This is a genomic window from Pseudomonas sp. GW-45 (genome assembly GCF_056896675.1).
Genome location: NZ_CM167674.1, coordinates 3,404,238 through 3,427,070, shown reverse-complemented (window position 1 = coordinate 3,427,070; position 22,833 = coordinate 3,404,238). Strand labels below are relative to the sequence as shown.

23 protein-coding genes are annotated in these 22,833 nt (G+C 57.5%); 11 read left to right on the top strand and 12 right to left on the bottom strand.

Annotated features, from left to right (window positions below; genetic code table 11):
* Positions 1-124 precede the first annotated feature (124 nt).
* On the top strand, positions 125-457 hold the full coding sequence (locus AC1XYH_RS16155) for a multidrug transporter (RefSeq protein ID WP_483324141.1): 333 nt from the start codon (positions 125-127) through the stop codon (positions 455-457).
* 399 nt (positions 458-856) lie between these two features.
* Here the strand turns inward: AC1XYH_RS16155 and fusA are convergent, their stop codons facing one another.
* Entirely contained in the window at positions 857-2,944 is a 2,088-nt protein-coding gene (gene fusA / locus AC1XYH_RS16150; protein ID WP_483324140.1) for an elongation factor G, read from the bottom strand.
* Between the two features lie 275 nt (positions 2,945-3,219).
* Between fusA and AC1XYH_RS16145 the strand changes: the two genes are divergently transcribed.
* Complete coding sequence (locus AC1XYH_RS16145; protein ID WP_483324139.1) at positions 3,220-3,864, top strand: hypothetical protein; 645 nt, start codon at positions 3,220-3,222, stop codon at positions 3,862-3,864.
* 64 nt (positions 3,865-3,928) lie between these two features.
* Here AC1XYH_RS16145 and ggt read toward each other — a convergent pair whose 3' ends face one another.
* The 6 genes from ggt to AC1XYH_RS16115 form a co-directional block, all read right to left on the bottom strand.
* Positions 3,929-5,677 (bottom strand): gamma-glutamyltransferase, encoded by a 1,749-nt coding sequence (gene ggt / locus AC1XYH_RS16140; RefSeq protein ID WP_483324138.1) that lies wholly within the window; start codon positions 5,675-5,677, stop codon positions 3,929-3,931.
* Positions 5,678-5,679: 2 nt separating this feature from the next.
* Positions 5,680-5,931, bottom strand: coding sequence for a YfhL family 4Fe-4S dicluster ferredoxin (locus AC1XYH_RS16135; protein WP_483324137.1), 252 nt, complete (start codon positions 5,929-5,931; stop codon positions 5,680-5,682).
* 42 nt (positions 5,932-5,973) lie between these two features.
* Positions 5,974-6,453, bottom strand: a complete 480-nt coding sequence (gene coaD / locus AC1XYH_RS16130; protein ID WP_483324136.1) for a pantetheine-phosphate adenylyltransferase — start codon at positions 6,451-6,453, stop codon at positions 5,974-5,976.
* Between the two features lie 156 nt (positions 6,454-6,609).
* Positions 6,610-8,199, bottom strand: coding sequence for a GMC family oxidoreductase (locus AC1XYH_RS16125; RefSeq protein ID WP_483324135.1), 1,590 nt, complete (start codon positions 8,197-8,199; stop codon positions 6,610-6,612).
* Positions 8,200-8,226: 27 nt separating this feature from the next.
* The gene (locus tag AC1XYH_RS16120; protein ID WP_483324134.1) at positions 8,227-8,766 is read right to left on the bottom strand and encodes a twin-arginine translocation pathway signal protein; all 540 of its coding nucleotides are present in this window, start codon (positions 8,764-8,766) and stop codon (positions 8,227-8,229) included.
* A gap of 73 nt (positions 8,767-8,839) precedes the next feature.
* Entirely contained in the window at positions 8,840-10,282 is a 1,443-nt protein-coding gene (locus AC1XYH_RS16115) for a coniferyl aldehyde dehydrogenase (RefSeq protein WP_483324133.1), read from the bottom strand.
* 177 nt (positions 10,283-10,459) lie between these two features.
* Between AC1XYH_RS16115 and AC1XYH_RS16110 the strand changes: the two genes are divergently transcribed.
* Positions 10,460-11,119, top strand: a complete 660-nt coding sequence (locus tag AC1XYH_RS16110; RefSeq protein WP_483324132.1) for a TetR/AcrR family transcriptional regulator — start codon at positions 10,460-10,462, stop codon at positions 11,117-11,119.
* On the opposite strand, the gene AC1XYH_RS16105 is transcribed toward AC1XYH_RS16110, so the two are convergent.
* Genes AC1XYH_RS16105 through AC1XYH_RS16090 form a run of 4 tightly spaced genes read right to left on the bottom strand, consistent with a single transcriptional unit; the run spans position 11,086 to position 15,588 of the window.
* The gene (locus tag AC1XYH_RS16105) at positions 11,086-12,090 is read right to left on the bottom strand and encodes a hydrolase (protein WP_483324131.1); all 1,005 of its coding nucleotides are present in this window, start codon (positions 12,088-12,090) and stop codon (positions 11,086-11,088) included. The two genes, AC1XYH_RS16110 and AC1XYH_RS16105, sit on opposite strands and share 34 nt — an antisense overlap.
* Positions 12,087-12,662, bottom strand: coding sequence for a 16S rRNA (guanine(966)-N(2))-methyltransferase RsmD (gene rsmD / locus AC1XYH_RS16100; protein WP_483324130.1), 576 nt, complete (start codon positions 12,660-12,662; stop codon positions 12,087-12,089). The genes AC1XYH_RS16105 and rsmD overlap by 4 nt, the downstream gene beginning before the upstream one ends.
* Positions 12,659-14,242 (bottom strand): M16 family metallopeptidase, encoded by a 1,584-nt coding sequence (locus tag AC1XYH_RS16095; protein ID WP_483324129.1) that lies wholly within the window; start codon positions 14,240-14,242, stop codon positions 12,659-12,661. The genes rsmD and AC1XYH_RS16095 overlap by 4 nt, the downstream gene beginning before the upstream one ends.
* Positions 14,239-15,588 (bottom strand): M16 family metallopeptidase, encoded by a 1,350-nt coding sequence (locus tag AC1XYH_RS16090; protein ID WP_483324128.1) that lies wholly within the window; start codon positions 15,586-15,588, stop codon positions 14,239-14,241. Before AC1XYH_RS16090 ends, AC1XYH_RS16095 begins: the two co-directional genes overlap by 4 nt.
* 175 nt (positions 15,589-15,763) lie before the next feature.
* Here AC1XYH_RS16090 and ftsY point away from each other — a divergent pair, with 175 nt between their 5' ends.
* The 5 genes from ftsY to AC1XYH_RS16065 all read left to right on the top strand — a co-directional run bounded on the left by ftsY (position 15,764) and on the right by AC1XYH_RS16065 (position 20,382).
* Positions 15,764-16,972, top strand: a complete 1,209-nt coding sequence (ftsY, locus tag AC1XYH_RS16085) for a signal recognition particle-docking protein FtsY (protein WP_483324127.1) — start codon at positions 15,764-15,766, stop codon at positions 16,970-16,972.
* A 17-nt stretch (positions 16,973-16,989) separates the two neighbouring features.
* The gene (gene ftsE / locus AC1XYH_RS16080) at positions 16,990-17,652 is read left to right on the top strand and encodes a cell division ATP-binding protein FtsE (protein ID WP_483324126.1); all 663 of its coding nucleotides are present in this window, start codon (positions 16,990-16,992) and stop codon (positions 17,650-17,652) included.
* A gap of 2 nt (positions 17,653-17,654) precedes the next feature.
* Positions 17,655-18,671: a permease-like cell division protein FtsX gene (ftsX, locus tag AC1XYH_RS16075; protein ID WP_483324125.1), complete on the top strand. Its 1,017-nt coding sequence runs from the start codon at positions 17,655-17,657 to the stop codon at positions 18,669-18,671.
* Between the two features lie 132 nt (positions 18,672-18,803).
* Positions 18,804-19,667, top strand: coding sequence for an RNA polymerase sigma factor RpoH (gene rpoH, locus AC1XYH_RS16070; protein ID WP_483324124.1), 864 nt, complete (start codon positions 18,804-18,806; stop codon positions 19,665-19,667).
* A 103-nt stretch (positions 19,668-19,770) separates the two neighbouring features.
* Entirely contained in the window at positions 19,771-20,382 is a 612-nt protein-coding gene (locus AC1XYH_RS16065) for a hypothetical protein (protein ID WP_483324123.1), read from the top strand.
* Between the two features lie 22 nt (positions 20,383-20,404).
* Here the strand turns inward: AC1XYH_RS16065 and mtgA are convergent, their stop codons facing one another.
* Positions 20,405-21,160, bottom strand: coding sequence for a monofunctional biosynthetic peptidoglycan transglycosylase (mtgA, locus tag AC1XYH_RS16060; protein WP_483324122.1), 756 nt, complete (start codon positions 21,158-21,160; stop codon positions 20,405-20,407).
* A 110-nt stretch (positions 21,161-21,270) separates the two neighbouring features.
* Between mtgA and AC1XYH_RS16055 the strand changes: the two genes are divergently transcribed.
* The 3 genes from AC1XYH_RS16055 (at position 21,271) to AC1XYH_RS16045 (ending at position 22,781) form a co-directional block, all read left to right on the top strand.
* On the top strand, positions 21,271-21,645 hold the full coding sequence (locus AC1XYH_RS16055) for a DUF423 domain-containing protein (protein WP_483324121.1): 375 nt from the start codon (positions 21,271-21,273) through the stop codon (positions 21,643-21,645).
* A 117-nt stretch (positions 21,646-21,762) separates the two neighbouring features.
* Positions 21,763-21,963 (top strand): sulfur carrier protein ThiS, encoded by a 201-nt coding sequence (gene thiS, locus AC1XYH_RS16050; protein WP_483324120.1) that lies wholly within the window; start codon positions 21,763-21,765, stop codon positions 21,961-21,963.
* 26 nt (positions 21,964-21,989) lie between these two features.
* Positions 21,990-22,781, top strand: coding sequence for a thiazole synthase (locus tag AC1XYH_RS16045; RefSeq protein ID WP_483324119.1), 792 nt, complete (start codon positions 21,990-21,992; stop codon positions 22,779-22,781).
* Positions 22,782-22,833: the final 52 nt, after the last annotated feature.

The following is a 22,833-nucleotide window of genomic DNA, read 5'->3' as shown; positions in this document are numbered from 1 at the left end:
TTCAGTGTGCCACGTTCCGAAACCTGTGGAATGTGCCTACAATGGAGTGTGATACCAACGACTCACAGGAAAAAGGGTCGTGCAACAAGATCAACGCCTTTCGGGCCACAACCAGGGATTTAATATGCGCCTGTTACGTCAAACTACCGCTTTAGCTGCCGGCTTGCTGATGAGTGTCAGCGTCATGGCTGCGGACAACTACAACTCCTATCAGGAAGAAAAGCCCGGCTATTTAGCCATGATGGGTGACCTGATTATCGCACGGCCTATGCTGCTGGCCGTCACTGCTGTCGGCGCCGCTGCCTTTGTGGTCAGCCTGCCGTTCTCTGCTGCCGGTGGCAATGTCGGTGAAGCGGGTCGTGAGTTGGTGATTCGTCCCGGTGCCGAGACTTTCGTTCGCTGCCTTGGCTGTTCACGCGCGGGCTACGGCCGCAAGCAGCAAGACGAGAACCTCTGAACTAGGGACCTGTTCCCATGCTCATGCCGCTAACAGATTGATGCTGTTAGCGGCGGTGCTCAAAGCCGCCTGAGCAAGGCGACTCCTCTCAGCCAGTTAGCGTTGATGGTTATCGCGCTGACTGGCTTTGTGCTGCTAGTTTTTTGTACCTCCCCCCCTTTTTTCTTTACCTCTCCAATGCGTTAACCGTGGCTGTCGCTCTGATGTTGTTTGGCGTTTGCGCAGGCACCGCACAGCGAGATTCAGCACGCAGGCTATATTGCTGGCGTGAGTATTCTGCAGGGGTGTGGTTAAACAGTATTAGGCGGGTACAACGAAAAACGCCCAATGCGCTGGCGCATTGGGCGTTTCAAGTAGAGCAGGCAAAACTGCCTGCTCTTACCAAAACCAAGCAGATGCTTAGTTTTTGGCTGCTTTCTTCTCTTTCTCTTTCGCGATCACAGTTTCCGCAACGTTCGCGGGGCATGGAGAATAGTGCGAGAACTCCATGGAGAACTGACCACGACCAGAGGTCATGGTACGCAGGGTGCTGATGTAGCCAAACATTTCTGCCAGCGGTACATCGGCCTTGATGCGTACACCGGTAGAACCGGCTTCTTGGCCTGCGATCATGCCGCGACGACGGTTCAGGTCACCGATAACGTCACCTACGTGATCATCAGGTGTGAACACGTCAACTTTCATAACCGGCTCAAGCATCTGAGGACCGGCTTTCGGCATGGACTGGCGGAAAGCGCCCTTGGCTGCGATTTCAAACGCGATGGCCGAGGAGTCAACGGCGTGGAAGCCACCGTCAGTCAGTTCGAAGTCAACGTCCAGAACCGGGAAGCCAGCCAGCGGGCCAGTGCCCATCAGCGATGCGAAACCCTTCTCGATGGCCGGGAAGTATTCCTTCGGAACGTTACCGCCCACAACTTTGGACTTGAAGGTAAAACCGGAACCTGGCTCGCCGGGCTTGATGACGTAGTCGATCTTACCGTACTGACCAGAACCACCCGACTGCTTCTTGTGGGTGTAGCTGTCTTCGATTTCTCGGGTGATGGTCTCGCGGTAGGCAACCTGTGGCTGGCCTACAACCAGATCAACGCCGTAGGTGCGGCGAAGAATGTCGACTTTGATGTCCAGGTGCAATTCGCCCATGCCACGGAGGATGGTTTCGCCGGAATCAATGTCGGTTTCAACGCGGAAAGTTGGATCTTCTGCAACCATCTTGCCGATCGCAACGCCCATCTTCTCGGTGGAGCCTTTGTCGCGCGGCTCAACAGAGATAGAGATAACGGGCTCTGGGAACACCATGGCTTCCAGGGTGCAAGGGTTCTTCGGATCACACAGAGTGTGACCAGTCTGCACGTTCTTCATGCCGACGATGGCGATGATGTCACCCGCGGTCGCGAAGCTCAGCTCGTTACGCTCATCCGCCTGCATTTCAACCATGCGGCCAACGCGTTCGGACTTGCCGGTAAAGGAGTTAAGGATGGTATCACCCTTGTTCAGTTGACCGGAGTAGATGCGCACGAAGGTCAGGGCGCCGAAACGGTCGTCCATGATCTTGAACGCCAGAGCGCGGAAAGGCTCATCTGGAGATACGATGGCAAACTTACCAGTAGGTGTACCTTCTTCGTCTGTCAGAGGCTGCGGGTTAACTTCCTGCGGTGCAGGCAGGTAATCAACAACCGCGTCCAGCAACAACTGCATGCCTTTGTTCTTAAAGGCAGAGCCGCAGTAAGTCGGGAAGAAAGCCAGTTCCAAAGTACCTTTGCGGATGCAACGCTGGATGTCCTCGATGGAGGCTTCTTCGCCTTCCATGTAGGCCATCAACAGGTCGTCGTCCATTTCCAGCGCCATTTCGACCATCTGGTCGCGGTGCTTTTCAACGTCGTCAACCATATCGGCTGGGATGTCGGTGATTTCGTAGTTTTCTGGCAGGCCGGTAGCATCCCAGACATAAGCCTTGCGAGTCAGCAGGTCTACAACACCGGAGAAGGTGTCTTCGCGGCCGATTGGCAGGGTCATGATCAACGGCTTGGCGCCCAGTACTTTCTCTACCTGAGCGGTTACGCGCAGGAAGTCAGCACCGATACGGTCAAGCTTGTTGACGAAGATCAGACGGGAAACTTTGGAGTCGTTCGCGTAACGCCAGTTAGTTTCGGACTGTGGCTCAACGCCGCCGGAACCACAGAATACGCCGATGCCGCCGTCCAGTACTTTCAGTGAACGGTACACTTCCACGGTGAAGTCAACGTGACCGGGGGTGTCGATGACGTTGAAACGATGGCCTTTCCAGAAGCAGCTGACAGCAGCGGACTGAATAGTAATGCCGCGCTCGGCTTCCTGTTCCATGAAGTCGGTAGTGGATTCACCCTCGTGAACCTCGCCCAGCTTGTGAATCTTGCCGGTGAGTTTGAGGATACGTTCCGTGGTGGTGGTTTTGCCGGCATCAACGTGGGCGAAGATACCAATATTTCGGTAAAGGGATAAGTCAGTCATGGCACTCTCAGATAGCCGGGTGGAAAAACAGGCGGCCAATATACAGGAATCGATGAAAAATCGCTCGGATTTTACGATGAACTGGTGGTAAAGGGTTTGATTTGGCCGGGCTTGGCACTGCTGCGTGAGAAATACGGCCATTTTTGGCCTGGGTGGGGAAGGTTTTGCGGTTATAGATACGGCCTGCGTTGTCATTTGCGGAAGTTGTTGTAATGTTGATGCTCGGTTTTGTGCCAATAGTTTTTTGGTAGTCAGATTTCTCAGGGATGCAGAATATGAATGGATTTAAGGTATTTGCGGTACTGACTCTTTTATTGCTCTCAGCCTGCACGGCAGTGAGTAATGTGCCCACTGATTATCAATTGAGCAGCAGCTCTGGCAACGGACTCTTGCTGGCTTCGGTCACCTACAAAGGCAGATATTCCGAGCACTCCATGATGTTCCGGGAGGTGGGAAGCAGCAAATGGAATAAGTTGAAAATTGGTGCTCAACATGCCCTGTTACTACCCAGCATGCTTGATTGGGATATTGAAAGTCCCGGGTTGAGAGGCAACGTATTTGCTGTTGAGCTGCCTGCGGGAGAGTACGAGTTTGCGTCCTGGTATGTGGGGAGCGGTGTTGCATCCACTGGTCCGGTGAATCCTTTCAGTATCAGGTTTGATATTTCGCCTGGTGACGCTACCTATGCAGGGAATTTTCACTTCATAAAAGAATCTTCTGTTGCTGTGCTCTTTGCCACATTTAATGTGGGTCTGGAAAATGAGTTTGACAGGGATATTGCTCTGATAAAGCAAAAATACGGTTCTCTGGATATAGCGCAGGTGTACAGCAACGTCGCCGAAGCAGAGAGTTTGTCTAGGATTGGCGGCGGTGGGGCGACACAAGTAACCATACCCATGCCTGTTCCCATGGGGTATTGATCAAGGCTCCGCCGGAACGGCGACAGTCACTGAGTGCCCTGGTTCTGCAGAAGCATGGCATCCATTACTGAGCTATCGCGCCCGTTTTTGCTGCTTTATGGCCGTTTGAGCGGGCATTGACCCTTTGTACATTGGCTTCACCAATGCCGCGCGGATCGCTCGCTGCGGTGACCTGGTTGCTGCTTTTATCCCAAGACACCGCCTGCATATTCCCGTAATCCCTACCTACGGGCTCCACGCGGTGGCCCATCGCTTCGAGTGCTGATTGCTGCTCGGCACTGAAAGCGGCATCTTCTACCTGAATGTGGTCCGGGAGGTACTGATGGTGGAAGCGCGGGCGGCTCACCCAGCGCTCGACCGATTCGCCCTGCACGGCTTCCAGTGCGCCGAGCAGCACCATGGTGATGATGCGGCTGCCGCCGGGCGTGCCGAGTATGGCGAGTTGCTGATCGTTCTCCAGCATGGTTGGGGTCATGCTTGAGAGTGGGCGCTTGCCGGGCGCAATGGCGTTGGCTTCGCTGCCGGCCAGGCCATAGGCGTTGACGCCGGCAGGGTCGGCCGCAAAATCGTCCATTTCATTGTTGAGCAGCACGCCGGTGCCGGGCACAGTGAAGGCCGCGCCGAAGGGCAGGTTGACGCTGAGAGTCGCAGCGACAGCGTTGCCGTCCGCGTCTATTAGCGAGAAGTGAGTAGTGTGATCGCCTTCAACAAAGTTAATCAGCGGGCCAAGGTCGCTGCTGCGAGTGGCGTGCTTCGGGTCAACGCTGGCGGCCAGTTTGGTGGCGTAGTCTGCGGAGGTGAGCTGTTTGACTGGCACCTCGACAAAATCGTTATCCCCCAGCAGCGCGGCGCGGTCGCGATAGGTGCGGCGCATTAACTCGACCAGTTGATGTGTCCACTGTACTGAGCCGGGTTCGGCTTTTGGCAGCGTCTCTAGCCCCTGCAGTATGCCGGCTAGGGCAATGCCGCCAGCCGAAGGCAATGGCGCGCTAATGACCTCATAACCGCTAGCATTGAAACGGATGGGGCTACGCTCGATCACCTTATAGTCATCCAGGTCGGCCTGCTGCCAGATACCGCCGGCGGTGCGTACGCCTTCTATCAGCAGCTCTCCTACTTTGCCTTTATAGAAGCCATCACGGCCACTCGCCGCTATAGCACGCAAAGTGCCAGCCAGCTCTGGCTGTTTAATAACGGTACCGATGGGCGGAATCTGACTATCACGCAAGAAAATGCGGTCGGTTTCCGGGTATCGATTCATGACTTCAAGGCGATAGCCCGCCAGGGTGCGGTAATGCTCGCTGATGGCGAAGCCGTTTTCGGCGGCGGCGATGGCGGGAGCGAGCGATTGGCTCAGCGGCAGTTTGCCGTAGTACTCGGCCAGATGCGCGAGAGCGGCGGGTACGCCGGGGATGCCGGCGGCCATGGGGCCGTTGATAGCGGGGTCGCGCTGCACTACGCCGTCGCTGTCACGGTAGAGATCACGGTTGGCGCTGAGTGGTGCGGTCTCGCGGGCGTCGACAAAACGGTAGGGCTGATCGGCATTGCCCGGTTGGCGCAGCAGGAAGAAGCCGCCGCCGCCGAGGCCGGAGCTGTAGGGCTCCACCACTGCAAGTGTAGCTGCGACCGCAACAGCGGCATCAAAGGCGTTGCCGCCTTGATCGAGAACGGTATGACCTGCCGCAGTGGCAATTGGGTGAGCGCTGGCGACGGCCTGCTGACCGGGGGCTGTAGCGGCGTGCAAGGGTGAGGCAGACAGCAGGCCCACCAAGCTGATTGTGATCAGGGGTAGCCAGTTCTGCTGCTTGCTCATGCTTACGCCTCGCCGGTGAGTATCTTGTACTTATCCATCAGTTCATCTTTGCTTTCGACGTGCTCTGGGTCGAGCGGAATGCAGTCGACTGGGCAGACCTGCTGGCATTGGGGTTCATCGAAATGACCTACGCACTCGGTGCACAGGTTGGGATCGATCACGAAGATTTCTTCACCCTGGGAGATGGCTCCGTTAGGGCACTCCGGCTCGCAAACATCGCAGTTGATGCAGTCGTCGGTAATGATCAGTGACATGGTTCAGTGGCTCCGCGGAAGCGACGGGTCATCAATAGCCGCTCAGCTTTTGTAACGTTTGAGCAGGGCTGTGTTCACGTCAGGATGCACGAACTTGGTCACGTCGCCGCCGAGTGCTGCAATCTCGCGCACCAACGTAGAAGAGATGTAGGAGTAATGCTCCGATGGCGTCAGAAACAAGCTTTCCACGTCGGGAGCCAGTACGCGATTCATGTTTGCCAGCTGGAATTCATACTCAAAGTCGGACACCGCACGCAAGCCACGCAGTAGCACATTGGCGTTCACGTCCTTGACGAAATGCGCCAACAGTGAGGAAAAGCCAACTACTTCGACATTGGGTAAGTGCGCCAAAACCACCTTGGCCATGTCCACGCGCTGTTCCAGTGTAAACGCTGGATTCTTCTTGGTGCTGGCGGCCACTGCCACCACGACGCGGTCAAACAAACGCGAGGCACGCTCGACCAGGTCGGTGTGGCCTTTGGTGATCGGGTCGAAGGTGCCGGGATAGAGTACGGTGTTCATGTTTGGCGTGGTCCTGCGGCTGTCCAAGTGAGAGGCAGATGGTAGCCCAATGACAGCCGAAAACCCAGCAACAGAGACGCGGCATGCGGTTTTCGGCAACCTGCCAGCGTTGACTGATATATCAGGCTGGCAGGTTGCTGGGAAAGCTGAGCTGGGTTAACCCAGCTCGGCGGCTAGTCCCGAGGCCAGTTTGGCGACTATGCCGTAGATCGACAGCTGCGGGTTGGCGCCGATACTGGTGGGGAATAGTGAGCCATCGAGTACCGATAGATTGTCCAGCTGATGATGACGGCCGCGGCTGTCGACGACCGCGTGCGCGGGGTCTTCACCCATAGCGCAGCCACCCATCACGTGAGCACTGGCGAGGCGCACGTCGTGAATGCGGTAGCTCAGGTCGGCGATCTGCTGCTTGAAATCAGCCCAGCTATGGCTTTCGCGGGCATGCGCATGGGTTGGCATAACGCTTTTGGCGCCAGCGGCGAACTGAATTTCGCCCATGCTCAGGTAGGCGCGGCGTGCGCCGTCCCAGAGGTAATCATTCAGGGGGTAATCCAGTACCGGGTCGCCATTATCGCGCAACGCCACACTGCCACCCTGGCTTTGCTCGTGAAAGCCATCACGCAATAACGCCAGCATAATGTTGCTCTGCGCCAGCCCATTCATACGTTGCAGGTTTTCCTGCCCCAAGCCGCCCATCATGGCTGACATCAGGCTGGGCTGCATGGGTGGTACTTCGAGCTTGTAACCCATCGGGCCTGTGGTGCCCTGATCCCATTGGAAGTGATCGGAGTAGACCGATTGCGGGGCACCGTAAAAGCCATTGATGTCGCGATCGTAATGCGCCAGCGTCATGTTGACTGGGTGCAGAAAGGTGCGCTTACCGAGTCTGCCGTGTGGGTCCGGTGCTTTTGCGCGCAGCAGCAGCGCTGGGCTGTTGATGGCGCCGCCAGCCAATACGATGTGTTTGCCGCGAAGTCGCAAACGCTGCCCAGTGGCGGCGGTGAGGGTGGCGTTCATACCGCGGCAGAGCACTTCCGTCACGCGATCACCCTCGAATACCAGGCTTTCGGCACGCGCGCTGTGCACCAGGGTGGCGCCTTTTTCCAGTGCCGCAGGAATGGTGGTCACCAGCATGGATTGCTTGGCGTTGGTTGGGCAGCCAGTACCGCAATAACCCAGATTCCAGCAGCCGCGTACGTTGCGCGGAATGATTTTCCAGTGATAACCCAGTTTCTCGCAACCGAGGCGAATCACATCGTTGTTGGCGTTGGGTGGCACAGCCCAGGGGGCTACGCCTAGGCGCTCTTCCATACGTGCATACCAAGGCGCCAGGCTTTGACTATCCATACCTTTGACACTGTGCTCGGCCGCCCAGTACTCCAGCGTGGGGTCGGGTGTACGAAAGCTGCTGGTCCAATTCACGGTGGTGGTGCCACCCACGGTGCGGCCCTGCAAAATGCCAATGCCGCCGTCGGCCGTGGCCCGGGACAAGCCCTCTTGATAGAGGTCGGCGTAGGCTTTGGCTTCATCGTTTTTGAAGTCACTGGAAGTTTTTAGTGAGCCTTCTTCTACCAGCAAAACCTTCAGACCGCTTTGAGCCAGGATCTCTGCGCTGGTGCCACCACCAGCGCCGGTGCCAATGATGATCACATCAGCTTCAAGTGTGGTCTCGCCGTCGAGTGTGGCGGCATCGACAACCTGCCAGCCGCGCGCGACGCCTTGCAGAAATAAATCGGGTACAGGCATTGGGATTCCCCTGAAAGCGGTTCTGGATCAGATGACGGGTGGGCCGGGATAACCGGCGGCGGCCCAGGACTGCGGCAGCGCATACCAAGACATCAGCAGCAATTGGCTCAGGGTTTTGGAACCCTGACGCAGCATATCGAAGCGGCTATCGCGCCAGCGCTGCAAAAAGGCCTCCAGTTGCTCCGGACTGGCGTTGGCCATGTCGCCCCAGACGCCGGTCAACGGGCCTCGGGTGAGTGGCATGCTCAGCAGGCCGAAGAGATCGAGTACCGCTTTTTGTGCGAAGGGCGAGGTGCGCTCCAGCGTCCAGTCGAGTTGTGCGAGTGCCTTGTTGACGGCATCGGGTGATTCCGCGAAGGTGGGATGCGATCCGACAATCGCTGGGTAGAGCGCCGTCAAAATTGGCAGGTCAGACTCGCGCAACACTTTGAAGTGCGGGGCTGCGCGCTCTGAAGTACAGCCGCTGAGGCTGGCGGTCAGGCCGACGGTACTTAACGCCAGGCTGGCGCCCAGCCCCAGTTTCAGCAGGCTGCGCCGACCCAGGTGTGGGTTCAGGTTGGGGTCCATAAATTCAGGCTCGTTGTTTTTGTTATGGCCGGATGCGCTGTGCGATCCGGCAGTATCTGGGGTGCGGCAGCGCTCAGCGCAGGAACATCTTATAAACCATGTTCAGCAGCTTGCCACCGTAGGGCGGATAGATCGGCCGCGAGCCGTTGAAACGCTGCTTGATATACACACCTTTGGCTTTGCTTAGGGTTAGAAAGCCTTCGTGGCCGTGATAGTGGCCCATGCCTGAAGCGCCGATACCACCAAAGGGCATGTCGTCCTGTGCGACATGAAAAATAGTGTCGTTGATGCACATGCCGCCAGCGTGAGTCTGCTCCATCATGCGTTGCTGCTCGGCCTTGTCATATCCGAAATAGTAAAGCGCGAGCGGACGTGGACGGTCGGCGATGTAATTCAGCGCTTCATCCAGGCTGTCGTAGGGCACTATGGGTAGTAGCGGACCAAAGATTTCGTCTTGCATCAACTTCATATCGTCGTTGACGTCGAGCACCAGGGTCGGAGGCATAATCCGGGTATTGCTTAGATCTTCGTTGGTCGGATTGATCGGCAGCAGTCGCGCACCTCTGGCTTCGGCGTCCTGCAGATAGCCTTGCAAGCGCTGGTACTGACGTGGGTTAACCACTTGGGTGTAGTCCGGGTTGTTCAGCAGCTTGGGGTACATCTGCGAAAGCTGTTTGCTTAGCGCCTCGACAAAACCATCGACCCGCGCACGCGGGCAGAGAATGTAATCCGGTGCTACGCAAGTTTGCCCAGCGTTCATTGCCTTGCCGAAGGCGATACGCTCGGCGGCGTCGGCCAGCGGTACGTCAGCAGAAATAATAGCCGGGGACTTGCCACCCAGTTCGAGCGTGACGGGCGTGAGGTTGTCGGCAGCGGCGCGCATTACATGGCGGCCGATGCTGGTGGCGCCGGTGAATAATAGGTGGTCGAATGCCATCTGTGAGAAAGCCACACCTACTTCGGCTTCGCCGGTTACGACCGCAACATGATCTTCATTGAACACCTCAGCCAATACACGGCCTAACAGCTCGGCGGTGGCTGGGGTGGATTCGCTCATTTTGATTAACGCGCGGTTGCCGGCGGCGATGGCGGTAACCAGTGGGCCAATGGCCAGGAATAGCGGGTAGTTCCAGGGCACGATGATGCCCACCACGCCTAACGGTTGATATACCACCTGTGCTTTGCCCGGCTGGAATGCCATACCGACTTTGCGCTTGGAAGGCTTCATCCAGCGTCGGATATGCTTGCTAGCGTATTTAATACCTTCGACCGATGGCAAAATTTCCGCGAGCTTGGTTTCATCGGCGGAGCGGCGGCCAAAATCGCTGTTGATCGCAGCGATGAGCGCGTCCTGATGCTTGAGCAGGGCGGCTTTTAATTCGCTGAGTTGGCGTATGCGACTGTCGGCATTCGGCATGGGGGCCGCTCGAAAAGCTGCGCGTTGCTGTGCAAACAGCGTATGCATGCGGTTGATCGAATGCTGCTGGTCCTGCATGTAGGCGATATCGGCTACCATGGGTGCCTCCGCAAAAGGGTTGGCTCGGAGTGGGCGAGCTCTTGTTGTATATGAGTTGTTTGTGACGACGCGTTGCTGCGTTGCTACGCACAATTAGGGCTTGCTGAAACAAGTCAGGTATTTTTAGAGTATTTGCTCTAAAGTGTCAAATCCATCATCAATAACTGGCATTCAGGTATGAAAACCCGCGACCGTATTCTTCAGGCCAGCCTGCAACTGTTCAACGAGCAGGGCGAGCGTGCCGTCACTACCAATCACATTGCCGCGCATCTGGGCATGTCGCCGGGAAACCTGTATTACCACTTCCGCAATAAGCAGCAAATAATCGCTGAGTTGGTCGCTCAATATGAGGCAGAAGTTGAGGCCTATTTGCAGGTGCCACAGGGGCGGGCGCTCAACCTGCAAGACAAGGCCAACTATCTCGAGTCCATCAGCCAAGGTTTGTGGCAATACCGCTTTCTGCTGCGCGACCTGGAACACCTAGTGTCAGCCGATCCAGACATGGCTGAGCGCTACCGGCAGTTCTCACGACGCTGTGTGCGCAGCGGGCAAGCGATTTATCAGGGGCTGATTGATGCGGGTTTTCTTTGCGCGCAGCGCGCTAATCCGGAAGTTTTGGCGCTGAATTCCTGGCTGCTGATGAATAGCTGGGTCAGTTTTCTGTGCACCACGGTACTCGAGGCGGATCAGACTGAGCTAACGCCGGCTTTGCTGCGCCGCGGGGTGTATCAGGTGCTGGCGCAGGAATTGGGACTGCTGACCGATCAGGCGCGACCAGCGATTGAGGCACTGCTGGCGGAATATTATTTGCCGTTGGAAGGCGTGTCCGCCAACTGAGCCGCCAGCCACTGGGGTATACGGCGTTCCAGATAATAACCAGGCCGCCAGGGCAGGCCTTCCACAAAGCCGACGTGGCCGCCGCGCTGATGCAGCTCAAATTCGGTGCTGGCTGACAGCTCGTTACTTTCCGGCAAACTGTGTGGATACACGAAAGGGTCGTTCTGCGCTTGGATGATCAGCGTGGGTAGCCTGATGTCACCGAGGAAATATCGACTACTGCAGCGTCGGTAATAGTCTTGCGCGCTGGCAAAGCCATGTAGCGGTGCGGTAATCCGTCCATCAAAATCCCAGAAGCTATCCATGCCGTCGAGTGAGCCCAGCACATCCAGGCGTGCATACTCGGCGTCCAGCCCTTGGTGCTGAAATAAGCGTTTCTTGTTGGCAACGTAGGCCAGCATGTCGCGCATAAAGCGGCTTTGATAGACGCGGGAAAATCCCACCTGCAACCGGTCGGCGCATTGGTCCAGCCGAAAGGGCACTGAAACAGCCACCGCGGCATGCAGCGGCGAATCCACCCCACGCTCGCCTAGATATTTCAGCAGCACATTGCCACCCAGCGAGTAACCCACAGCAAACAGCGGCTGGTCAGGGTTGAGGTGGTGAATGTGCTCGACGACTTCAGCCAGATCATCGCTGGCGCCAGAGTGGTAGGCGCGGGCGGTGTGGTTAGGTTCGCCGGAGCAGCCGCGCCAGTTGACCGCCACGCTGCGCCAACCAACGGCGGCTAGCGCGCGTTGTTGGCCCAGAATGTACAGTGAGGCGGAGCTACCGGTCAGACCATGTAACAGGATAGCGATGGGTGCTGATTGCTGCGTGCTGCCGTGCCAATCGAGATCCAGATAATCGCCATCGCTGAGCGTCATGCGTACCCGTTGGCGTTGCAAGCTGGGCGGCTCGCGCAGCAACGGGTTGAACAGCGTCTGCAAATGCCCGCCGGGCAGCCAAGTAGCCGGGCGGAAAGGGCTCACGCCTGGCGCCGCCAGAGGCTATACCAGACCTGCCCAGCACGCTTGTCGCGGTGCAATTGCCAGTTCCCCGGCAAGTTCATCCGGCCGGGTGAGTTTTCGCTTTCCAGATAGATGAAGGCATCTTCGGTTAGCCAGCCATTAGCCTCAAGCGCAGCGCAGGCGGGCTCCAGCAGCTCTTGATAAAAGGGCGGGTCGAGAAAGACGATGTTATAGGCTTCTGCTGGCGCAGTGCCTAGCATGGCCAAGCCGTTTTCCTGGCGCACTTCAGCATTGCTGCAGTTCAGCGTGGTCAGATGCTCGCGCAACGTGATGACTATGTCACGGCTCAGATCGACGGCCAGTGCCCAGCCAGCACCGCGCGAAAGTGCTTCAAGCGTCAATGCACCGCTGCCGGTGAAGGGGTCAAGGCAGCGCGCCCCTTGTATGTCGTTACTCAGCCAGTTGAACAGGGTTTCGCGAACGCGGTCCGGGGTTGGGCGCAAACCGGGTTGTTCGGTAAAGCTGAAGCGTCGGCTACCCCATTCGCCGCCGATGATGCGCAACTGACTTACTTTGGGCTTGGTCTGTTTCATGGTGTTGCCTTCTCAGTTGGGCTCGTTTCAGCCGGAGCTGGTATGGCTTCGGCTTCACTTTGCTCGGCATTCTCTGTGTCTGGCTCGGCATCGGCCTCCGGTTGTGGCGGGCCGACTGTAATGGTCACTCGCTGCGATGGGTCGAGATGCGCAGCAAAGGCGCTCTGGATTTGCTCGGCAGTCAGCGCCTGCACCTCATCCATAAACAATTGCATTTGGTTTAGTGGCAGGTGATAGAAGCCGATTGCCGCCAATTGACCAACGATCGCGCTGTTGCTGGCGGTGCTGAGCGGAAACTGACCAAGAACCTGCTGTTTGGCGCGCGCAAGCTCGGCTTCGGTTGGACCCTTGGCGATAAACTCATCCAGCGTACTGTTGACCACCTCGAGGGCAAGCGCGGCCTGATCGTTGCGGGTTTGCAGATTGATACTGAAGGGGCCAGGTGCCTGCATCGGGGTAAAGCCGCTGCTGACTGAGTATGCCAGGCCACGATTCTCGCGTACTTGCTCCATCAGTCTAGAGCCGAAACCGGAGCCACCAAGAATCTGGTTGCCAAGATACAGCGCTGCGTAATCGGGGTCGCCGCGCTTGATGCCTTGCTGACCCACAATTACCTGGGTCTGCTCGCTGTTGAAGTCGACCTGTATGCGGCTTGCTGTTACCGGCTGCGGCTCAGGCGTCAGTTCGGCTGCCGGGCCATCTGGCAAGGCATCGGCCAAATGCTGAGCGAGCTGTTCTGCTTGTTCGCGGCTGATAGCACCCACGAGTGCGATGACCGCGTTACCGGAGGAGTAGTAGGTGTTGTGGAAGCGCTGCAGGTCCGCGCGGCTGATCGCTTTCAGGCTATCCGCTTGGCCATCGGGCAAAATGCCGTAGGGGTGCTCTGGGTAAAGTGCTGACCAAAAGGCTTCGCTAGCCTGGGCTCCCGGACTCTGTAGGCGATATTGCAACCCGGCTAACATTTGTTCCCGCACCCGCTCGACCGCCTTAGCGGGGAACGCCGGTTCGGCCAGTATTTGGGCGAACAGCGCCAAAGCGGGTTCGAGTTTATCGCTGGCGGTCAGGCTGCGCAGTGTGATCAAGCCCATGTCGCGGTAGGCGCTATTGCTAAACTGTGCACCCAACCGTTCGAATCCGCTGGCGATGTCGTCTGCGCTCAGGCGTTCGGTGCCTTCGTTGAGTAGCGCATTGGTCAGCATGGCGAGGCCAGGTTTATCACCATCACGGCTGGCGCCAGCGGCAAACAGCAATTGTACGTCGAGCATCGGCAGTTCGTCGGCCTGCATGTAGTAGACCTTGGTGCCTTGCGACGTGGTCCAGTGTTGCAGGTCGAGGCCGCGGCGTGCCGGCGGTGTCTCTAGATCCAGCTGTTCAAGTGACTCCAGTGCCGGTAACGGCGAGCCGAACACCTCTTCGGCCATATCGGGCTCGCTGCTGGCGACAGGTTCGGCGGCCACCGGAGCTGGTTCGGGTGGCATTTCTTCGCGGGGTGATTTGTTCAGCAATACCGCCAGCATAATGCCGAGGGCGACCAGCGCGAGTAACCAGCGGAGTAGGGCAAAGGGCTTGATCGACTTCATGGCTGAGCCTCCTTGGCCAAGGGCAGTATGGTGGTGCGGGTCATGCGTTCAGGCACCAGATAACGGCGTGCTACGTCGCTTATTTGCTCAGGCGTGATGGCCTGCAAGGCCTCGACATCCTGATCTACCAGTTCCCACGGCAGTCCTGCGCTCTCCAGTGCACCAATGCGCGTCGCCTGGGTATTGATGTCGTCTTGAGCGAACACCAGCTGCGCAACCAATTGCGCCTGCACGCGTTCCAGCTCCTCGGTGCTAGGTGGGGTCTTCTTGATAAGGTCTATCTGCTGCCATACGGCCTGTTCCAGCTGCTCGAGACTGACGTCGCGCGAGAGGTTGGGAATGCCGCTGATGCTGAACAGGCTATCGCCCCGGCTGAAGGGGTCGTAGTTGGTGCCCACGGTGGTCGCCAAGTTGCTGCCGCGCTCTAGGTTGCTGGCAAGGCGGGCGCTGTGGCCGCCGTCCAGAACTGCGTCGAGCAAGCGCAGGGCATGTACTTCCCAGGGGTTTTTGCTGGTGCCCAGACTGGGTACGTTGAAGCCGAGCAGCAGGCTGGGCAGTTGCACATCAAGGTGTTGTACCAGGCTGCGTTCACCGCCTACGGGCAGCTCCAATGGGGTACGAATCGGCACCGGGGTACGCGCCGGGACAACGCCAAAGTAGCGCTCAACCAAGGGTTTAACGGTCTCAGGATAAACGTCGCCGACGATCACCAAGGTGGCGTTGGCCGGCACATAATGCGCGCGATACCAGGCGCGCAGGTCTTCGATCTGCATGCGGTCGAGGTCGTGCATCCAGCCAATCACGGGTTGGCCGTAGGGGCTAGCCATGTAGGCTTGGGTCAAAAACCGTTCGTAGGCCAAGCCATTGGGATTGTCGTCCACGCGCATGCGACGTTCTTCCTTGATGACTTCGATTTCCTTTAGGAACTCATCCTCCGGCAGGCTCAGCTGATGCATGCGTTCCGCTTCCAGCTCTAGCGCGACCGGTAATTGATCGCGGCTCAGGGTCTGGTAATAGGCGGTGTAGTCACGCGTGGTCATGGCGTTTTCGCTGGCGCCGAGGCTACCGAGCAGGCGCGAAGCCTGGCCGGGTTCAAGGTTCTTGCTGCCTTTGAACATCATATGCTCTAGCGCATGTGACAGCCCGGTCTGGCCCGGTGGCTCGTCGCTGCTGCCAACCTTGTACCAAACCTGTGAGACCACCACAGGGGCGCGGTGGTCTTCGCGGATAATCACTTTTAGGCCGTTACCCAGCGTGTAACTGTGAGTGGGTTGTCGGGATTCGTCGGCCGCGGCCGTAAACGAAAGCAGGGGAAGCGTAAGCAGTACAAAGATCAGCCGCAACATGCATGGGATCCTGTGGGGCAGGTGGTGATGGACAACAGTAAGAGGCATGATCTGGTTAGCAGATTGCGCCTCGCCGGTGTCCGGGGGTCATACCGCCGATGGCGGAAGTGGGGTAGGATAACCTAACCTTCAATATGGCGAAGCATTCGCCGTCAGACTCAGATAGTGACCCTTCATGTTTGGTTCAAAAGACAAGCCAGAAAGCCCCGAAAACAATCCCGCTGATTCTGCTAACAAGCCGGAAAAGAAAGGCCTGTTCGGTTGGGCGCGTCGTAAGGAAACCCCGACGAATGAGCCCGTCGATTTAACGCAAGACGCACCGGCACCCCTGAGCCAGCAGCTGGACAGCGTCGAAGCGCGTGAACAGGCTGCCCGTGAAGCGGCGGCCTCGCTGTTTTCTGAATTAGGGCAGAGCGGTGCTGAACCCGCAACAGAGCCGCAGCCGGTACCTGCTGAGGAGCCGAAGGGGTTCTTCTCGCGGATGAAAGTGGGTCTATCGAAAACCAGCGCCAATCTTGGCGAGGGCATGGCTAACATGTTCCTCGGTGAGAAAGAGATCGACGACGAGCTGCTGGAAGAAATGGAAACCCGGCTGTTGATGGCCGACGTGGGTATCGAAGCCACCACCTTGATCATGGAAAGCCTGCAGGATCGGGTGAGCCGCCGCCAGGTATCCAGCCGCAAAGCACTGTATCGCGCGTTACAGGGCGAGTTGGAAGCGCTGTTGAGTCATGTTGCCAAGCCGATGCAGATCGATAGCAGCAAAAAACCCTACGTAATTCTGGTGGTCGGCGTGAATGGCGTTGGCAAAACGACCACTATCGGCAAATTGGCCAAGCGTCTGCAGGGCGAAGGCAAACAGGTAATGTTGGCTGCCGGCGACACCTTCCGCGCGGCGGCCGTTGAGCAACTGCAAGTGTGGGGCGAGCGCAATGAAATCAGTGTTGTGGCGCAGCACACCGGTGCCGATTCGGCCTCGGTGATTTTTGATGCGCTGCAGGCGGCGAAGTCACGGGGTGTCGACGTGCTGATTGCCGATACTGCCGGTCGGCTGCATAACAAAGACCACCTCATGGACGAGTTGGCCAAGGTTAAGCGGGTGATGGCCAAGCTGGATGTTGAAGCGCCTCACGAAGTTTTGCTGGTACTCGATGCCGGCACCGGTCAGAACGCTATTTCGCAGACCAAACTCTTCAATCAGGCGGTTGGCCTCACTGGGTTGGCACTGACCAAGTTGGATGGTACGGCCAAAGGCGGCGTCATCTTCGCGCTGGCCAAGCAGTTTGGCCTGCCGATTCGTTATATCGGTGTAGGTGAGCAAATTGATGATCTGCGACCCTTCACTGCCCCCGAGTTTGTTGAAGCCCTGTTTGGCACTAAATAGTCTGGAATGCACACGCAATGATTCGCTTTGATCAGGTCAGCAAGCGCTATCCCAACGGCCACCAAGGGCTGGACAAGCTCGACTTTCACATCCGTGCCGGCGAGATGGTGTTCATCACCGGGCATTCGGGCGCAGGCAAGAGCACTCTGCTCAAGCTGATCATGTGCATGGAGCGGCCCACCTCGGGTGCGGTACATGTGGGTGGCCAAAATCTGCAGGATCTGGGCAGTGATGACATCCCCTACCTGCGTCGCCAGGTCGGTGTGGTTTTTCAAAATCACCAACTGCTGTTTGACCGCACGGTGTTTGATAACGTCGCTTTGCCGTTGATAATCAACGGCACGCCCAGTGATGAAGTGGGCCGTCGCGTGCGCGCGGCGTTGGATAAGGTGGGCTTGCTCAGCAAAGAGGCCAGCCTGCCGATTGCGCTCTCTGGCGGTGAACAACAGCGCGTGGGTATTGCCCGCGCCGTAGTGCACAAGCCGGCCCTGCTGCTGGCCGATGAACCGACCGGTAACCTTGATCCGGCCTTGTCTGCTGAGATCATGGCCTTGTTTGAAGACTTTAACCGCGTGGGCGTTACCGTGCTGATCGCCAGTCACGATTTACCGCTGATCGCCAAGTTGGATCACCGCATGCTGACCCTGGACCAGGGTCGGTTGATCACGGATGGGGAGTAGTCATGTCGGCGACTAAAAACACCTCCGAGACCAAGCGTGCGGCTGACCCCAAGCGTAAGGCTCCCAAAGGCGCGGCGCGCTCCGAGCGCAATTGGCGGCATCCGTTGCGCAGTTGGCTGGGCAGCCACCGTGCCAGCTCGCGCCAGGCTTTGCTGCAGGTGCAGCGCTATCCGTTCAGTAGCGCGCTGACCGTATTGGTAATGACCATCGCGCTGGCGCTGCCGATGGGCCTCTCGGTGCTGATCAATCAGGTTGAGCAGTTGGGCGTCAATTGGCAGGAAGCAGCGCAGATTTCGGTCTACCTCAATGATGACGTTAGCGCTGAAAAGCAGCAGGAGCAGCTCGCGGCGGTCAAGACGCTGTCCGGTGTGGCGTCCGCGCAGCTGCTTGATAAAGAGTTGGCCCTAGCTGAGTTCCAGCAAAATTCGGGTATGGGTGACGCGTTGCTGCAGCTGAGTTATAACCCGTTGCCGAGCGTGATCGTTGTCACGCCCGCGAGCATTGAAGGCGGTGCGGCCGCGTTGGAGCCACTGCGTGACCGGTTGGCGGCAATGGATGGCGTGGAGCAGGTGCAAATCGATCTGCTGTGGGTCGAGCGGCTAGCCTCGATTTTGGGCATGTTGGAGCGCTTCACCGGTGGTCTTGGCTTGTTGTTGATCATCGCGCTGCTGTTGGTCATGACCAACACGATTCGCCTGGCGATTGAGAGCCGTCGCGAAGAAATTCTGGTGGTCAAACTGGTGGGCGGCACCGACGCCTTTGTACGCCGCCCGTTTCTCTATATTGGCGTGCTGTATGGCCTGCTCGCAGGCGTTTTTGCGTGGCTGCTGCTGGCGGCAGGCCTGGCGTGGCTGAATGTCACTGTAGAGCAGGTAGCCAAGCTATATCAGAGCGACTTCGCGTTGATCGGCATGCCCTGGCGCGATGGATTAACGTTGGTCGGAGGCGCCATGTTGCTTGGCTTGGTTGGCGCCTGGTTAGCGGTGGGTCAGCACGTTAGGGCGATAGAGCCCAGCTAGCGCAGCTTCAGACCAACCGCGAAACGCCTCTGGGTCGCAGCTTGTGCTGCTCAAAACCCCTGAACTTTAGTCTGCATTCACAGTCTGATTTGGCAGTGATACACTGGGCCGTCATTTTTTGGGAGTTCAAACATGAGCACTGCCTTGCTACCCGTTAATAGTTTGGTACCGGGTGCGAATCTTGAAGCCTATGTTCAGAATGTCAGTCGCATCCCGGTTCTCAGCGTTGAAGAAGAGCGAGAGCTGGCTGATCGTCTGTATTATCAGGAAGACTTGGAAGCTGCTCGCCAGCTGGTCATGTCGCACCTGCGTTTTGTCGTGCACATCGCGCGCAGCTACTCTGGCTATGGTCTGGCGCAATCTGATCTGGTGCAGGAAGGTAACGTAGGTCTGATGAAGGCGGTCAAACGTTTCAACCCGGAAATGGGCGTACGTCTGGTCTCTTTCGCAGTGCACTGGATCCGCGCCGAGATACACGAATTTATCCTGCGCAACTGGCGCATCGTTAAAGTCGCGACCACAAAGGCGCAGCGTAAGCTGTTCTTCAATCTGCGTAGTGCCAAGAAAAAAATGGCGTGGTTGTCACACGATGAGGTCTCTGCGGTTGCTGCTGATTTGGGCGTCGCGACTCGTGAAGTGCGTGAGATGGAGAGCCGTTTGTACGGGCAGGATTTGGGTTTTGATGGCACCCAAGATGAAGATGACGAGGCCGCCTACGCGCCTGTGCATTATCTCGAAGATAAGCGTTACGATCCGGCCACCCAGCTAGAAACTGCTGATTGGTCAGATAGCTCCAGCAATAGCTTGCTGAGTGGACTGGAAACGCTGGATGAGCGCAGTCGCGATATTCTCTACCAACGCTGGTTGTCGGAAGAGAAAGCCACGTTGCACGAGCTGGCAGCCAAGTATCAGGTCTCGGCTGAGCGGATTCGTCAGCTGGAAAAGAACGCTATGCTCAAGTTAAAGAAGAATTTGGAAACCGAAGTCGCGCTTTAAAGCGCATCCGGCGGCAGTGATTGAACGCTAAAAAGGGCATCCTCCGTGGATGCCCTTTTTGTTTGCTTGAAAGTTATATCTCGAACAATAAAAGGAGTTGTGCATGACCCGTCAACAAGGGGTGCGTATAGCTACGCTGCTGAGCGTAGTAATTCTGGCTTTCTTTGCCTTCGGTTTCTGGCTTTCTAAGCCCCAGCAAGGCGACGCCATGCAGTGGCGCACCGATTATGAGGAAAGCCTCTGGGCACCGTTACAGCGTCAGCAGCTGACGCTGGGTGATGCCAGCGAAGCGCTAGGGCATGGCACCCTGTGGATGATCAGCTCCGAAGGCAAGCCCTTGCTGGTCAGTCGTTACACGCTGGAAAGCGACGATTTGAGTTGGCGCGTGCAGGCGGTGCTGAAACTGACACCGCAGCAGCGCGACAGCCTGGTGCAGGCGCAAGCCTGGGAGCCAGAGCTTCCGGATCAGCCGATCAACTCTTCGGTGGCCGATGCGCTGAAAGGTCAGCCGGTGTTGCGTCTGAGCTTGATTCCCTCTGCGCCGTTAGAGTTGAGCGATGTGCAGAGCACTATGGGCAACCCCGATCTGCGTCTGCCGGTCAGTGAGGGCGAAGAAGCTTGGGTCTATCCGAAGATAGGCGCCGTGGTGGCCGTGGGCGAGGAGCAGGCGCATTCGATCATGTTTGGCTTGCGCAATGATTTGACCGGCGAATAGTTTGTCTGGCGGATCTCGTGGCTTAAATATCCAATCGGTTGCGCCAATAGCGCAGTGTGAGCCACTCAGGCCGCTCGCGACCGGCTTCCATTTCATCAAGGTAGTGGCGGCCACCGAGCTGACGCATCTGCCGTTGGATCCAAATTGCCCGGCGCTGAGCATGCGCCGGCGGTTGCGCGGCGTCCCAGTTCAATGGGCTGGGTAGCACCGCGGCTAACTGGCTGGCCTGACGGTCAGACAAATAACTGGCACCGATGTTGAAGTGGTTGCGCGCGGCCGCGTCTACGCCAAACACACCACGATCCCACTCAGCGATATTCAGGTACATCTCCAGAATCCGCTGCTTTGGCCAGAGCACCTCTATCCATAGGGTAAACCAGGCCTCTAGCCCCTTGCGCAGATAGCTACGACCGGACCAAAGAAACAGGTTTTTGGCGACCTGTTGGCTGAGTGTGCTGGCGCCGCGTAGACTGCCACCCTGCATGTTATGTTCTACCGCAGCGCGTATAGCCTTAAGGTCAAAGCCGTGATGTTCGGCAAAGCGTTGATCTTCGGCGGCAATCACCGCCATTTTCATGTTGCTCGGGATCTGCTCATAGGGGCGCCATTGATACTGGATTTCAATTGGCTGATCGCTTTGCTTAGCCGCGTACCAACGCTCTACCATCAGCATAGAGCCGGGTGTGGGCGCCCAGCGCAGGATGATGATCGGCAGCAGGCTGAGCACCGCAACTATCAGCAGCCACTTGGCGGTTTTGCGTAATATTTTCTTGATCATGTGAATCCGAATGAGCAGTTCGTTCGGAGTATATAAGGAAGTGCTCAATAATTCCGCCCGCCTTCTGCATGGGGAATTATTCAGTAACTCCCCAATCGGAGGAATCGTTCATGGCCAAATGGCTGCTGTTGTTAGCGTCGTTCAGTGGTTTCAGCGGGGTCGCTTTGGGAGCCTTTGCGGCGCATGGGTTGCGCGATAAGTTGCCGGACAATCTGCTTAGTGCCTTTCAAACCGGAGTGAGCTATCAGCTCTGGCATACCATGGCGTTGATTGGTGTGGCGCTGTTGTTGTTACGCTTCCCCGAGTCGGGTCTGTTCAAGGCGACCGGCGTGCTCTTTGCCCTCGGCATACTGTTATTCTCCGGCAGCCTTTATCTGTTAGCGCTGACCGGCATCAGTAAAATGGGCATGGTGACACCTTTGGGTGGGCTAGCCTGGCTGATTGCCTGGGGCTGTTTTGCTGCGGGCATTTGGCGCAGTCTCTAAGACGCTATAGCGTGGTCAGTTGGCGACAAAGCGCGTTATCATAGCGCCCTTGCTGTCGCCAAGAGCGGCGCGCGCATACCCACTTACTCCCTATACCCGGATATCACCGAGCCACTTATGCAGATTCATCTCAATGGCGAAGCCTATTCTCTTGATCGAGTTCTCAGCCTGGCTGATTTGGTCGAAATACTGGGCCTGACCGGTAAGCGTCTGGCGATTGAGCTGAACCTGGATATAGTGCCGCGCAGTCAGCATGCCGAAACGCTGCTGAGTGACGGCGACAGGGTAGAGATCGTTCACGCCATCGGCGGCGGCTAGTCTGCTAGTCATTTCTGGAGAACCTAATGATTGATTTAAGCCAAGATGCGCTGGAAATTGCCGGCGTTCGTTACCGTTCCCGTCTGCTGGTAGGCACCGGTAAGTACAAGGACATGGCGGAAACGGGCCGTGCCATCGAAGCCTCGGGTGCGGAGATCGTGACCCTAGCGATTCGCCGTACCAACATTGGTCAGAACCCGAATGAGCCAAACCTGCTCGACGTCATACCGCCAGATCGCTACACCATCTTGCCAAATACTGCGGGCTGCTTTACGGCCGAAGAGGCGGTGCGTACTTGTCGCTTGGCGCGTGAGCTGCTGGACGGCCACAAACTGGTCAAGCTGGAAGTGCTTGCGGACGAAAAGACCCTGTTCCCGAATGTAGTGGAAACCTTGAAAGCCGCTGAAATTTTGGTGAAGGACGGCTTCGACGTGATGGTGTATACCAGCGACGATCCGATCATCGCGCGTGAGCTTTCCGCCATGGGCTGCGTGGCCATCATGCCGCTGGCCGGGCTGATTGGTTCCGGTATGGGTATCTGCAATCCGTGGAACCTGCGCATCATTCTGGAAGAAGCCACCGTGCCGGTGTTGGTTGATGCCGGTGTGGGTACCGCGTCCGACGCCACCATCGCCATGGAGCTCGGCTGCGCTGGCGTCTTGATGAACAGCGCCATTGCCCATGCCGATCAGCCCGTGCTCATGGCGCAAGCCATGCATCACGCGGTGCTTGCCGGCCGCGGTGCTTATCTGGCCGGGCGTATGCCGCGCAAACTTTACGCCACAGCATCCTCCCCGCTGGATGGCACCATCCGTTAACAATCCCAGCCTCATGCAGCGTCACCGGCTGCGGCCGGTGACCTTGAACAAT